Below are 13,572 nucleotides of genomic sequence, written 5' to 3'. Positions count from 1 at the left end.
AGCCGGCTCCCACAACAGCCACCCCACTACTGTTTCACCATAAAAACTACAATCGGAGACACGCCGTCATGGCCCTTGATTTATTGGTTGTACTCATTTATGCCGCTGGCATGCTCCTGCTCGGTTACTACGGAATGCGCAGGGCCAAGACCAACGAAGACTACCTGGTAGCCGGCCGCAACCTCGGCCCGACCCTGTACATGGGCACCATGGCCGCCACCGTGCTGGGTGGTGCGTCCACCGTCGGTACCGTGCGCCTGGGCTATGTCCACGGCATTTCCGGTTTCTGGCTGTGTGCGGCGCTGGGCTTCGGCATCATCGCGCTGAACCTGTTCCTCGCCAAACCGCTGCTCAAGCTGAAGATCTACACCGTCACCCAGGTGCTGGAAAAGCGCTACACCCCCCTGGCCCGCCAGGCCAGTGCGGTGATCATGCTCGCCTATGCGCTGATGATCGGCGTGACCTCGACCCTGGCCATCGGCACCGTGCTGCAAGTGCTGTTCGGCCTGCCGTTCTGGGTCTCGGTACTGCTCGGTGGTGGCGTGGTGGTGGTCTACTCGACCATTGGCGGCATGTGGTCGCTGACCCTGACCGACATCGTCCAGTTCATCATCAAGACCGTCGGCCTGATGTTCATCCTGCTGCCAATCTGCCTATACCGCGTCGGCGGCTGGGATGAGCTGGTGAGCAAGCTGCCCGCCGCCAGCTTCAGCTTCACCACCATCGGCTGGGACACCATCATCACCTACTTCATGATCTACTTCTTCGGCATCCTGATCGGCCAGGACATCTGGCAACGGGTGTTCACCGCCAAGGACGAGAAGGTCGCGAAGTACGCCGGCAGCGTCGCCGGGGTCTATTGCATCGCCTACGGCCTGGCCTGTGCGCTGATCGGCATGGCCGCCCACGTACTGATCCCGAACCTGGACAACGTGAACAACGCCTTCGCCGCCATCGTCAAGCTGTCGCTGCCGGATGGCATCCGTGGCCTGGTGATTGCCGCCGCCCTGGCGGCGATGATGTCCACCGCCAGCGCCGGCCTGCTGGCCGCCTCCACCGTGCTGACCGAAGACCTGCTGCCCAAGCTGCGCGGCGGCAAGCCATCGAGCCTGGGCCTGAACCGTCTGTTCACCTGCCTGACCGGCCTGGTGGTACTGGCGATCGCCCTGGTGGTGAACGATGTGATCAGCGCCCTGACCCTGGCCTACAACCTCTTGGTCGGCGGCATGCTGATCCCACTGATCGGTGCCATCTACTGGAAACGCGCCACCACGGCCGGCGCCATCGGCAGCATGGCCCTGGGCTTCGTCACCGCGCTGGTGTTCATGTTCAAGGACGGCCTGGATGCCAACACGCCGATCTACTACAGCCTGGCCGTCGGCCTGGTCAGCTTTATCGTCATCAGCCTGATGTCGCGTCGCCCGGCGACCGTGGCCAGCGCTATCTGATACTGCGTTTACTTCAGCGGGTGCGACGTCGGTTGTCGCATCCGTTTTTTTGCCGGTCGCCACTCTCCGACCAATGGTTGGATGCTTTTTGACCAACCTGTGCTGTACTGGCACTTAGCGACTGCCTTAGGCATTAGTCCAAAGGTACAAGGATCGCTGGTGTCATGCTCATGACAGCCATCGCAATGCCCTGGGAAAGGGAGCCACAACCCTATCCTTTCCTGCGAGGCCATCATGAACAGGTCCGAGATCCATCAACAGATCTGCCACTCCATTGAACAGCAATTGTCGATGAAATGGCTGCAAGATCCCTCCCACGCTGAAGAACACAGCTATTCCCTCGATATCGCCGCCCTGTTCCATGAACTGGAAGCCCAATTCCACGTGCAACTGGATATCAAGCGAGACCTGCGCGGTATCAACACGATCGAAGACTTGAGTCGTTTTATCTACGCGAAAACCCGAGCTGCCTGAGGATCGGGCCCCGGGCCAACGCGGATCCTCGCGGTTTCGCAACAGGGTACGACCCGCGTCGTACCCTGCCTCGCACCGCGAACGGTACCCGTTACCCGGTTCAGGAGGAGGTCGTGAGCCTGAAAGCGCCTAGCGGCGTGGCGGCTGGGACCGACGACGGCGGTCGTCGTCAGTGCGGATCGGCACCGGTTGCAGCGGGGGCTCGATCAGGCCGAGGGCGACACCGAGGTCATGGAGCCAGGTTTGCAGTTTGTCTTTCATAAAGCCCCCTTCAGGGTAATGCGAGCGACGTGGTTCTTAGCCGCCTCAAACAGATCATAGCTCCAAGTCCTGTTCAATGCTTCCTTTGCACAACCTTCATTACGCTAAATCATGGCAAAAAGCTACAAACCCGGCCAGAAGCCCCGGTTTTCCTGCCCAACGGCGTAGTCGGGCAGTCACTTCAGCTGGTTGGCGAAACGCCCTACCGCACCCACCACCTGCTTGGCGCCGTCCTGGATCTCGACGATCACCTCACCGGCCTGGTTGGCCAGGGACAAGCCCTGCTCGGCCTTGACGCGGCTGGTGGACATGTCCCGTACCGCCTCGTCCACCAGCTTCTGGTTCTGCTGAACCACCGTGACGATTTCCTCGGTGGCGGCGCTGGTGCGCCCGGCCAGTTGCCGGACCTCGTCGGCCACTACCGCGAAACCGCGCCCTTGCTCGCCGGCCCTGGCGGCCTCGATCGCCGCGTTCAGCGCCAGCAGGTTGGTCTGTGCGGCGATACTGCCAATGGTCTGGACCATCGAGGTGATCAACATCGACTGCTTGCCCAGCGCCTCGATACCTTCCGAGGCCGACTGCATCTCCTCGGAGATTTCCTGCATGGTCGCCACCGTGTTCTTCACCACCGAAGCACCGCGCTGCGCCGTGGTGTCAGTCTGCTGCGAAATACCGTAGGCGATGACTGCCGCCTCGCCGACCTCTTTCTCACGCACCACCTGGTCGGTCACCACGTTGGCGAACTTGACCACCTTGTACAACTGGCCCTGGGCGTCATGCACCGGATTGTAGGTTGCTTCCAGCCAGACCTCCCGACCTTGGCTGTCAAGGCGCATGAAGCGATCGGCGACATACTCCCCGCGGTTGAGCCGGCCCCAGAACGCCTGGTACTGGCTGGAGTTGGCCTCCTCGGTCGAGCAGAACATGCGGTGGTGCTTGCCGACGATCTGCGGCAACGAATAGCCCATGGCCCGCAGGAACTGGTCATTGGCCGTGATCACTTCGCCACCGAGGGTGAATTCGATCACGGCCGTCGAACGCAGCAACGCCTGGATGAAGGCCTCGTTCTCCTTCATGGTTTCGACCGTATGGGTGACATCACGGGCAAAACACTGGATATGCAGCAGATCGCCCTTCTCGCTCTTCACTGGCTGCCAACTGCCGTGCAACCAGGCCAGGCTGCCATCGGCGCGCAGGAACCGGTAGTTGTCACTGACCGATACGCCCTTGGCCACGGCGGCTTGCAGGTTGTGGAAACAGGGCAGGTTCTTGACGTAGGCCGGAACGAAATTATCCAGCGGGCGATCCCTCATCTGCTCGGCCTTGTAGCCCAGCAGGTCGAGAAAACGCTGATTGAAGTCGATGACACGAAACTGCGGATCGAGCACTACCGAGATCATTTCAGCGGTCATGCCGTGGAACAACTGCTTCAGCTCGAAAAGCTCTTCTTCTTTGCTCTCAAGTATCTTCTTCAGATGAGAATTGAACATGACTGCAAGAATCCCTTTTTGCCCCGCTATTCCAAGACTATCGGTACATTCGAGCAATCGCTGAGACCATTCGTCGCCGGCAAGCCGGCGCCGCAGATTGCTCGAAAAACCGACAGCCACCCGTCACCGGCCCGAACCGTTCAGGCGTAGTAAGGAAAAACATAGCTGAGTTCGGGAAAACTTGCCGAAAGAGAGTGGACACGAGGTTTATCGGCCCGAAACCGGCGGGATTGCGCATGAGCGCCAAGGCGCCGGGGACAATGCCGGAGCCTTGGCGATGGGGGTCAGCTCAGTTCGATGCGATCGGCATGGATGACGATCTGGCCCTGTTTGTAGAGTGCACCGATGGCTTTCTTGAAGTTGCCCTTGCTGACTCCGAACAGATCACTGATCAGCGCAGGGTCGCTCTTGTCGCTGACCGCCAGCACGCCGTTGCTTTCGCGCAGCTTGGCGAGAATCTTCGCGCTCAGGCTACCGGCGGCCTCTTCACCGACCGGCTGCAGGCTCAGGCTGATCTTGCCGTCGGCACGGATCTGCTTGATGTAGCCCTTTTCCTGCTTGCCGGAGCGCAGGAACTTGAACACCTCGTTCTTGTGGATCAGGCCCCAGTGCTTGTTGTTGATAATGGCCTTGTAGCCCATGTCGGTGGTTTCGACCACCAGCAGGTCGACTTCCTGGCCGACCTTGTAGTTGGCCGGGGTCTTGTCCAGGTAGCGATCCAGCCGCGCGGTGGCGGTGATACGACGGGTGTGCTTGTCGAGATAGACATGCACCACGCAGTAGTCGCCGGCATTGAGCTGGCGCTTTTCCTCGGAGTACGGCAGCAGCAGGTCCTTGGACAGGCCCCAGTCGAGGAACACGCCGATGCTGTTGACCTCCTTGACCTTGAGGCTGGCGAACTCGCCGACCTGGACCTTCGGGGTCTCGGTGGTGGCGATCAGCTTGTCGTCGCTGTCCAGGTAGATGAAGACGTTCAGCCAGTCCTCGTCCTCGCTGGGAACATCCTTGGGGATATAGCGATTGGGCAGAAGAATCTCGCCATCCTGCGCACCATCCAGGTACAAACCGAAGTGAGTGTGCTTGACCACTTGCAAGCTGTTGAAGCGCCCGACTAAAGCCATTTCCGATACCCTCATTGCGTGGCCGCCATTCTACCCGAGTTTGGCCGGGCTGTTTCAGCCGCGCCGGGCCAAAGCCGCCATCTTTGCATTGAACCGCCAGCCCATACGGTGTTCTATGGGGATAACGCCCCAGCAAGGATCCGCTCATGCCGTGCCGACGCGCCCTACTGCTCTGCTGCCTGGCCCTGAGCCTGGCGATCGCCGCCTGTACCCGGATCGGCCTGGCCTATCGCAACCTCGATGTGATCATCCCCTGGACCCTCGGCGACTACATCGACATGCATCGCGAGCAGAAAGGCTGGCTCAACGAGCGCCTCAAGGAACACCTGCAATGGCACTGCACCACGCAATTGCCCGGCTACCTGCAGTGGCTGGACCGCGTGCAGGCCATGGTCGAGAACGGCCAGGTCGATGACGCCCACTTGCAGGCGCGTACCGCCGAAGCCCGGGCCGCGATTGCCCAGGTCGCCCGGGAAATCACCCCGTCAGCCATCGAACTGCTCAAGGGCCTGGACGACCGGCAGGTGGCGGAAATGAACGAAACCTTCGCCAAGGAACAGCGCGAACGCCAGGCCGAGTATGTCGCGCCGCCGCTGGACGAGCAGATCCGTGATCGCGGCGAACGGATGAGCAAGCGCCTGAAGGCCTGGATCGGCCCGCTGAGCCTGAGCCAGCAGCAGCGGGTGATCGCCTGGTCGACGACCCTGGGTGAACAGAACCGCCTGTGGATCGCCAACCGGGCCTATTGGCAGACGCAACTGAGCGAGGCGGTCGCCGAGCGCCAGAATGCCGACTTCGAGCAGCGGATCGCGCAGTTGCTGCAACACCAGGACAGTTTTTGGACCGCCGAGTATCGACAGGCCTACGCCCATACCGAACGGGCAACCCGCAGCCTGATAGTCGATCTGGTGGCCGAAAGCAGCCCGACCCAGCGAGCGTTGCTGCTGAAGCGGATTACCGATCTGCGGCGCGATTTCAGCGAGTTGAAATGCCTGAAGGACGGTTAGGTGCATGGCTGGACGGCCCATTCGCGAATGAGCCCCCCAGACGACAAATCCGCTGAAGCCTCAGGCGATCTGCGCCTTGGACGCCACCTCATCGAACACCTGCGGATCCAGCGCATCCTGCTGGTCATCCAGCACCAACCGAGGGTGGTCATTGCCGGGAATACTGCTGTCGATCAGGCTCAGCAGGCTGGAACCGCGCGGCGTCAGCACGAAGTTCTCGCCATTGCCGCCTTCCTCTTCCGGGCGCGGCGCAATGAAGCCGTTCTTGAGCAGCAGGCGCTCGTAATCGGCGGCCAGGGCCTTGAGGGCATCGAGATTGCCCGGTGGCTCGCCCGCCGCTGCCTGGGCCGTGGCATGCTGCTCGGCATAGGCCCGCGGGGCGAAGTTGTGGCCGGCGCTGTTCTGCACCTCGTGGAGCAGACGTTCGATCAGTTCCCAGTTATAAGTCGTCATCCTGATACAACCTCCCACTGTGATAGGAAAAGTCTCCCTTCCCACTAGTGACAGGCAACAACCAGCGCCGTTCAGCCGGATTCCCCCAGCGCGACGACCGTCGGGCGGAAACGACAGGGGGCAGCCCAAGCTGCCCCCCGTCTGCACCCGGACATGCCAGCCAGCCGCTACTTGCGCTTGGAGCCAGAGGAACTGCTCGACGTGAAACTGAAGCTGAAACTGCGGGTGGTCGTCTCGCCGGACACCACCTTGGCGGCCTTGCGATGCCGCTCCACCTGCTGCTGCACCTGGTCCAGGGAGATACCGCCCCGCATGAAACCGGACATCAGCTTTGGCAGATCGATCTCCTCGGAGTAGCTGTACTGATTGCTGACATGCTCATCCGCCTGCATGTCGCGCTCGAGCTGCTTGGCCCGCTCGTAGTCGCTGGTGGCATCCCGACAACGCATCTCCAGCAGCGGGATGCGCACGCGCAACTCGTCCAGTTCGGTACGCAGGTCACGCAGGTGCAGCACCAACCGATCATCCGCGGTGCCGGTGGTCTGCCCGGCCAGGCGTTCCAAGGTCACGTTGCTCATCTCGGCCAATTGCCTGGCCAGCAGCTCCGAGGCCTTGGCGAAGTACGGATCCCGGCGATTGACGAACTGGTCGAGGCGCCCGTGCAGGACATTGGCCCCGGCCTTGCCGGCATCGAGTTCCTTCTGCGCCTGCTGGCGACGCTTCTGCAACGTCGTCAGGTCGACCGTCGCCAGTATCTCCTGCTGCAGGCGTGCCAGTTCGGCCTCCTGTATGCCGCGGTTGGTATCGCGCTGCCAACTGGCCGCCTCATTGGCCTCCTGCATGGCCAGCAGCGTACGCTCCGAGGCATGGTTCTCGCTGAAATTGCACAGTTTGGCCAGCCAGCGGTCAAGCGTGCGCCACAAGGCCCAGCTGGAATAGCCGTCAGTCCCGAAACCACGGGCCTTGAGATAGAGATAGAACGGATCGGTCTGAAACGCCGGCAGCTTGCGGCTGCACTCGGCACGCAGCTCCTTGTAGGAACGCGCCGCATCGCTGCACTGCGCCACCGCCTGCTCATGCAAGGCAAGCTGCTGCAGGTAACGTGGGTCCTGTTCCAGCTTGCGCTCGAGCGAGGTGGCCGCCTCTTCGAGCTCCTCGACCATGCGGGCCAGCGCCTCGGCCTGGGCGGCGATACCCTGCTCGACCTGCACCAGTTGCTGACGCAACCCGGCCTCGTCCTGGGTACGCTGGTCGAGCACAAGCTGCACCTCGCCAGAGATCGTCGCACCACCGGCCAACTGGTGCCCGGCCAGTTGCGGGAAGATCCTGCCGATCTCCTGCTGCAGGCGCAGCTCCTGATCGTGGGCATTGGACAGCTCCAACTGGAACTTGCGCAGTTCGTATTCGTATCGCCGGGAGTTCTCGTTCAGCGATGCCAGTATGCTGCTCGCGTTCATCGGTCCTCCTGGTGGGCCGTGGGCACCAGCCGCAGGCGGCGCCCCAGGTTGATATAGGCCTGTGCCAGCCGCCGGGACAACGGCCCGATCGAAGGCGGCTGGTAGGTCAGGCGGTTGACGAAGAAACTGCGCACGCCTTCGTCGACCACGGCGTCATCGACCTCCATGTTGCGGGCACGGTAGTACTCGCGAATCCGCTCGGCAATCTGCTGGCGCTGCAGCGGCAGGTCGAGATGCTTCTGCAGCTCGGCCTTGCTGTAGCGCAACTCATCGACAAGGGCCATCGCCCCCATCATCTCGGAGAGAGGGACGCCGCTCACGTCAGAGCCCCTTCTGCAGCAGCGCGGTGAACCGACGCTTGCTGTCCTCGGTGATCGATTCGATCTCGGCGGAGGCGGCGGTGGACTCCTTGCGCAGCTCCTGGATCAGATTCAGGCTGCTGGCCTGGAAGTCGACCACGGCATCGGCCAGGGCCCTGACCGAGCTGACTTTCAGGGTGGTGCCATAGCCGGCCTTGAGCGCGGCATTGAGCTGGTCGCCACCGACCTTGGCCTGGACCTCGAGGCTGGTGTTGATGCCATCGTTCATCGCATTGAGGGTGTTGGTCACCTCGGCCAACCCGCCGGATGCGGTAAAACCCGCCGCCAGGCCGGTGAACACGATCTCGTTGGTGGCGAAGAAACTCACCGCGCGCTGGTACAGCCGCTCCTTGACCGAGTGATACTGGCTCAGGCGGGCGAATACCAGCTCCGCGGCGTTGTAGCCGGCCTTGAGCTGGTCGGCGATGTCGGTGATGATCTGGAAACGCTTGTCCTCGTCCTGCAAATCACGCAAGGCCACGTCCCGCGCCAGCTCGCGCTTGGAACGCTCCGGGGCTTCCAGCTCGCCTTCCAGAGCGGCAGTGGCGTCGGCCAGGGCCTGGCGCCGGGCATCCATCCTGCCCTGGGCGATCTTCTGCACTTCGCTGGCATCGACCTCGGCGGTCTTCATCGCCAGGCGATAGTCCTGGTAGGAATCCAGGATCAGCGTTTCCAGGCGAATCTGCTCGTTGGCCGACTTGGCCACATCGAGGTAGGTGGTGCGGATCTTCTCGAAACGGTCCGGGATCGAGCCACGGCGCATGTTCAACCAGGCCAGTTGGATACGTTCGGAGAACTGCAGCTTGCCGTCGGCCATCCACTCAAGCATCTGCCGCGCATCGCTCTGGATCGAGTCGAAGCTGCTGGCGATATCGGCGTAGCGGGTGCTGATGTCCATGCCCTGCAGTTTGTCGCGGATCGCGGCGTTGAACACCGTGGACTGTTGCAGGGTGGCCGCGATATTGGTGACGCGCGTGCTGTCATACACCGCAACCTGGTCCAGCAGCGCCAGCACCGGGGCATTCTGGTCAGGAAAGGTAATGCCGATGGAGCGCAAGGCGGACATGGAGCGTTCGAGGTAGTTCATGAGCATATTCCCTATGTGGAGCCGTCCAGGGCTCCATCATCCTGCTGACGTGAGCGGGAAATACTACAGAGCGCGATAACCCCAGCGCCACTGTCCGCGCCGATCTTTTAGCAAAATGCTACTAGCGCCTGAGCGAACCCCATGAAACGCCAATGCCCCGGCAGGCGGGGCATTGGTGGGTGCATCGGTTTCAACCGGCCGACTGGCGGTTACTCGCCGGCCGAGGCCTGTGGCTTGCGCCGCTTGAGCGGCGCCATGCCATCCTGGCTGACCAGCTTCGGCGCATCGCTCTTCGGCCGGTTGGCGGTCTTGCGCTTGGTTGGCGTCTTGGCCGCCGACTTCTTCTTGTCGCCCTTGGCATCGGTCTTTTTCTTCTTGGTACCGGCAGCCTTGCCCGACGCCTTGACCTTCTTCGGCCCGCTGTAGGTGCCCTTGACCTCCTTGATGGTGCGGCGCTCGAAGCTCTGCTTGAGGTAACGCTCGATGCTCGACATCAGGTTCCAGTCGCCATGGCAGATCAGCGAGATCGCCAGGCCGTCGTTGCCGGCGCGACCGGTACGGCCGACTCGGTGTACGTACTCGTCGCCGCTACGCGGCATGTCGAAGTTGATCACCAGGTCCAGGCCATCCACATCCAGGCCGCGAGCGGCGACGTCGGTGGCGACGAGGATCTTCACCGCGCCCTGCTTGAGACGGTCGATGGCCAGCTTGCGGTCCTTCTGGTCCTTCTCGCCGTGCAGCACGAACGCCTTGTAGTGCTGGGCGACCAGGCGGCCGTAGATCCGGTCGGCCATGACCCGGGTGTTGGTGAAGATGATCGCCTTCTCGTAGGTCTCGTTGGCCAGCAGCCAGTTGATGATCTGTTCCTTGTGCTGGTCGTGGTCGGCCGTGATGATCTGCTGGCGGGTGTTCTCGGCCAGTTGGCTGACGGCGTTGAGCTGCAGGTGCTCGGGGTTGTTCAGCACCTTGGCGATCATCTCGCGCAGGCCGGAACCGCCGGTCGTGGCGGAGAACAGCAGGGTCTGCTGGCGCTTGGCGCACTCGTCGACCAGGCGCTGCACGTCGTCGGCAAAGCCCATGTCGAGCATGCGGTCGGCTTCGTCGAGCACCAGCACTTCAACTTCCTTGAGGTCCAGGTTGCCGGCGTTCAGGTGCTCGATCAGGCGGCCCGGGGTGCCGATCAGGATGTCCGGCACCTTGCGCAGCATCGCGGCCTGCACCTTGAAATCCTCACCGCCGGTGATCAGGCCGGACTTGATGAAGGTGAACTGCGAGAAGCGCTCGACTTCCTTCAGCGTCTGTTGGGCCAGCTCGCGGGTCGGCAGCAGGATCAGGGTCTTGATGCTGACGCGGATCTTCGCCGGGCCGATCAGGCGGTGCAGGATCGGCAGGACGAACGCGGCGGTCTTGCCACTGCCGGTCTGCGCCGTCACCCGCAGGTCACGCCCTTCGAGCGCGAGCGGAATGGCCGCTGCCTGCACCGGGGTGGGCTCGACAAAGTTAAGCTCGGCCACGGCTTTGAGCAGGCGTTCGTGCAGGGCGAATTGGGAAAACACGGGGGCTGACCTCGAAGAAATGCAAAATATCAGCTGCATAGGTTAACGGTTTCCGGCGCCGAGGCCGAGTTTCTTTGCACAACCGCCGATAAACAGTGACGTTTTTGTGAACGCACGTGTCTTCAACGGTCATCTTCACCCGGTTAAATGCTCTAATCCCTCCCCGCCATTTCCTGCAGAAGAATCCTTATCCCCATGGAAATCAAAAAGCTCTGGATCGGCGCCCAGGACCTCTGGGGCGCCCTCGACCAACATCCCCTGCTGCATACCGGGCTGGCGCTGGCCCTGCTGCTGGTCGTCGCGCTGCTGCTCGGCCGGCTGGCGCGCTACCTGATCCTGCACGCCACCCGCCTGCTGGGCCGGCAACCGGCGATGCACTGGCTCAACGACCTGCGCCAGAACAAGGTGTTCCACCGCCTGGCGCAGATGACCCCGTCACTGGTGATCCAGTTCGGCCTGTACCTGGTGCCGAACCTGGGCAAGACCGGCCTGCTGTTCCTCGGCAACGCCGCGCTGGCGGTGACCATCCTGTTCCAGATGCTGGTGCTGAGCGCCCTGCTCAACGCCCTGCTGGATATCTACGCACGCACCGAACATGCCCGCACACGCTCGATCAAGGGCTACGTGCAACTGGCGAAGATGGTGCTGTTCGTGCTCGGCGCCATCGTCATCGTCGCCACCCTGATCGATCGCTCGCCGCTGTTGCTGCTGTCCGGTCTGGGCGCCATGTCGGCAGTGATCCTGCTGGTCTACAAGGACACCCTGCTGTCGTTCGTCGCCAGCGTGCAGTTGACCAGCAACGACATGCTGCGGGTCGGCGACTGGATCGAGATGCCGCAGGTCGGCGCCGACGGCGACGTGGTGGACATCACCCTGCACACGGTCAAGGTGCAGAACTTCGACAAGACCATCGTCTCGATCCCGACCTGGCGCCTGATGTCCGAGTCGTTCCGCAACTGGCGCGGCATGCAGCAGTCCGGTGGACGGCGGATCAAGCGCAGCCTGTTCATCGACGCCAGCGGCATCCGCTTCCTGCATGACGACGAGGAACAGCGCCTGACTCAGGTACGCCTGCTCACCGACTACATAGGGCGCAAGCAGGCCGAGTTGAAAACCTGGAACGAGGCCCAGGGCAACGTCGCCGCGATGTCGGCCAACCGCCGGCGCATGACCAACCTTGGCACCTTCCGCGCCTATGCCCTGGCGTACATCAAGAACCATCCGGAAATCCAGCAGGGCATGACCTGCATGGTCCGCCAGATGCAGACCACCGCCCAGGGCGTGCCGCTGGAAATCTACTGTTTCACCCGCACCACGGTGTGGGCCGACTACGAGCGCATCCAGGGAGATATCTTCGATTACCTGCTGGCGGTGTTGCCGGAGTTCGGCCTGAGCCTCTACCAGCAGCCGAGTGGCGGCGACCTGCGCGCGGGGATGTTGCCGGCGTTGCTGGGGGCCAGCCATATTCCGGAGCCGCAGAGCCGGGCGCTGTAGCGGCACGGCGGCGAGGCCCGGAGGCCTCGCCTGTCCTGCTCAGGCGCAGCGCTTGAGGAGGGTCTTGATCGGGCGCCGCACCCGGCGCTTGGAAACCTGCCGGGCGCTGATCCAGCGGCACGCCTCGATTTCGTTGCAAGGGCGAGGTTTCGAAGCGGTCTTGCGGGCCTCGAACAGGTAGTGGATGACCTTGGCCTCGCGGAATTCGGAGATGTAGCGCAGCTCGTCGAATGCCAGGCCCGTCTCCTCGGCCATCTCCCGATGCGCGGCCTGCAAGGGCGTTTCATCGTGTTCGACGGTGCCGCCGGGCAGGTTCCACTTGGAATTGCGCTTGCGTACGAAAAGCACCTCCCCGTCCTTGCGGTAGATCACCGTCGCCCGGAGCTTGATACCTTTCCTTTTGGCTGTAGCAGTGTCCATTGCCTTCATGGGGGTCATCTCGAAATCAGTGGCCGGACTGACGTCTATTGAAAGAGCCTCGTCCGAGCGTAATGGTTCAAGATGTCGATTGGATGACGGCCGGAAGCGACCTGCTTGCCCGCTTGCAGCTTCGCCGAAAACGCGATCCGACCTCTCGCCCAACCTAGCAGCCAGATCAAGAGCATGCCTTGACGCGGAGCAGGCCACTTGCTTTCCAACAGGACACGGATAAAGATGAATGCCCTGTTGGCAGGCAACACCATAGCTGAAGAATATGATGAATCTCGTTAATAGCAGTCGCCGTGAGCTGATTGATTTTACTACCGGACAACTGACTGTCTTTTTTCCAGACGGAAGAAGCGCCCCTATCAAAGGCGTTATCGAACAACATATCGATGAGGCCCTGGCGAGATTGCGACACTGCATCAACGCGGTGAAAACCTGGGAGCAGGACAGTTTCAACTACCTGCATTCTTCCCAGTACTGTACCTACCTTTATTTCCTGGCCAACACCATCTGGCGCAACACTCGAGAAATTGAAGTTCCTACAAAGCTTTTCCTGCTGAACAAGCTGTTGAATGGCATCGACATGTTTTACGAGATAGCCATGCCGGACATCTTCTTCATCGGGCACTCGACAGGTATTGTTCTGGCGAAGGCAAACTACAGTAACTACCTGGTCATCTATCAGAATTCAACAGTAGGCAAAAACCACGGTGCGGCGCCTTCACTGGGAGAAGGGGTCATCATGTACCCAAACTCAGCGATCATTGGCGGCTGCAACATTGCCGACCACTCGATCATCGCCCAAGGCGTGAGCGTAGTGAACAACGATATACCGGGCCGCTGCATGGTTTTCTCCGGAAGAGAATCGGTTGTCTGCAAGCCACTGAAGCGAAACATCATCGAAGATTTTTTCAGGTTTTAAGCTCTCAATACCGGAAA

The 13,572-nt window shown here is 61.7% G+C and carries 13 protein-coding genes and 2 pseudogenes; 5 read left to right on the top strand and 10 right to left on the bottom strand.

Translation table 11 applies throughout. The annotated features are described in order from the left end of the window. Window positions 1-68: 68 nt before the first annotated feature. Window positions 69-1,448 carry a sodium:solute symporter family protein gene (locus HU752_RS08785; protein WP_186677869.1) on the top strand — a complete coding sequence of 460 codons (1,380 nt, stop codon included), beginning with the start codon at window positions 69-71 and terminating at the stop codon, window positions 1,446-1,448. 234 nt (window positions 1,449-1,682) lie between these two features. After that, window positions 1,683-1,922: an acyl carrier protein gene (locus HU752_RS08780; RefSeq protein WP_186677870.1), complete on the top strand. Its 240-nt coding sequence runs from the start codon at window positions 1,683-1,685 to the stop codon at window positions 1,920-1,922. 129 nt (window positions 1,923-2,051) lie between these two features. On the opposite strand, the gene HU752_RS31895 is transcribed toward HU752_RS08780, so the two are convergent. From HU752_RS31895 to HU752_RS08770, 4 genes and pseudogenes are all read right to left on the bottom strand, one after another. After that, window positions 2,052-2,183: a PA1414 family protein gene (locus HU752_RS31895; protein WP_264083990.1), complete on the bottom strand. Its 132-nt coding sequence runs from the start codon at window positions 2,181-2,183 to the stop codon at window positions 2,052-2,054. 176 nt (window positions 2,184-2,359) lie between these two features. Beyond that, window positions 2,360-2,791: pseudogene (locus HU752_RS32090) on the bottom strand (methyl-accepting chemotaxis protein); the annotation flags it as partial. Window positions 2,792-2,908: 117 nt separating this feature from the next. Further along, window positions 2,909-3,673 (bottom strand): annotated as a pseudogene (locus HU752_RS32085) (PAS domain-containing protein); the annotation flags it as partial. A gap of 284 nt (window positions 3,674-3,957) precedes the next feature. Further along, a complete protein-coding gene (locus HU752_RS08770; RefSeq protein ID WP_186677872.1) occupies window positions 3,958-4,794 on the bottom strand; it encodes a CvfB family protein in 837 nt (278 codons plus the stop codon). A gap of 146 nt (window positions 4,795-4,940) precedes the next feature. Between HU752_RS08770 and HU752_RS08765 the strand changes: the two genes are divergently transcribed. Next, on the top strand, window positions 4,941-5,801 hold the full coding sequence (locus HU752_RS08765; RefSeq protein ID WP_186677873.1) for a DUF6279 family lipoprotein: 861 nt from the start codon (window positions 4,941-4,943) through the stop codon (window positions 5,799-5,801). Window positions 5,802-5,861: 60 nt separating this feature from the next. Here the strand turns inward: HU752_RS08765 and HU752_RS08760 are convergent, their stop codons facing one another. The 5 genes from HU752_RS08760 to HU752_RS08740 all read right to left on the bottom strand — a co-directional run bounded on the left by HU752_RS08760 (window position 5,862) and on the right by HU752_RS08740 (window position 10,713). Continuing rightward, a complete protein-coding gene (locus tag HU752_RS08760) occupies window positions 5,862-6,254 on the bottom strand; it encodes a transcriptional regulator (RefSeq protein WP_186677876.1) in 393 nt (130 codons plus the stop codon). Window positions 6,255-6,421: 167 nt separating this feature from the next. After that, complete coding sequence (locus tag HU752_RS08755; RefSeq protein ID WP_186677880.1) at window positions 6,422-7,711, bottom strand: coiled-coil domain-containing protein; 1,290 nt, start codon at window positions 7,709-7,711, stop codon at window positions 6,422-6,424. Next, entirely contained in the window at window positions 7,708-8,031 is a 324-nt protein-coding gene (locus HU752_RS08750) for a DUF6384 family protein (protein ID WP_225920112.1), read from the bottom strand. The genes HU752_RS08755 and HU752_RS08750 overlap by 4 nt, the downstream gene beginning before the upstream one ends. Before the next feature lies 1 nt (window position 8,032). Further along, window positions 8,033-9,157 (bottom strand): merozoite surface protein 3b, encoded by a 1,125-nt coding sequence (locus tag HU752_RS08745; protein WP_186677883.1) that lies wholly within the window; start codon window positions 9,155-9,157, stop codon window positions 8,033-8,035. A 209-nt stretch (window positions 9,158-9,366) separates the two neighbouring features. Beyond that, on the bottom strand, window positions 9,367-10,713 hold the full coding sequence (locus tag HU752_RS08740; protein ID WP_186677887.1) for a DEAD/DEAH box helicase: 1,347 nt from the start codon (window positions 10,711-10,713) through the stop codon (window positions 9,367-9,369). A 195-nt stretch (window positions 10,714-10,908) separates the two neighbouring features. Between HU752_RS08740 and HU752_RS08735 the strand changes: the two genes are divergently transcribed. Beyond that, window positions 10,909-12,207 (top strand): mechanosensitive ion channel family protein, encoded by a 1,299-nt coding sequence (locus HU752_RS08735; protein ID WP_186677890.1) that lies wholly within the window; start codon window positions 10,909-10,911, stop codon window positions 12,205-12,207. Window positions 12,208-12,246: 39 nt separating this feature from the next. Here the strand turns inward: HU752_RS08735 and HU752_RS08730 are convergent, their stop codons facing one another. Continuing rightward, entirely contained in the window at window positions 12,247-12,627 is a 381-nt protein-coding gene (locus tag HU752_RS08730) for an NUDIX domain-containing protein (RefSeq protein WP_225920111.1), read from the bottom strand. Between the two features lie 274 nt (window positions 12,628-12,901). On the opposite strand from HU752_RS08730, the gene HU752_RS08725 reads away from it, so the two are divergent. Further along, the gene (locus tag HU752_RS08725) at window positions 12,902-13,555 is read left to right on the top strand and encodes an LbetaH domain-containing protein (RefSeq protein WP_225920110.1); all 654 of its coding nucleotides are present in this window, start codon (window positions 12,902-12,904) and stop codon (window positions 13,553-13,555) included. Window positions 13,556-13,572: the final 17 nt, after the last annotated feature.

The sequence above is a fragment of the Pseudomonas vanderleydeniana genome (assembly GCF_014268755.2).
Classification (GTDB): Bacteria; Pseudomonadota; Gammaproteobacteria; order Pseudomonadales; family Pseudomonadaceae; genus Aquipseudomonas; species Aquipseudomonas vanderleydeniana.
The sequence above is the reverse complement of the archived record's forward strand: the minus strand, read 5'-3'. Positions and strand labels throughout refer to the sequence as shown.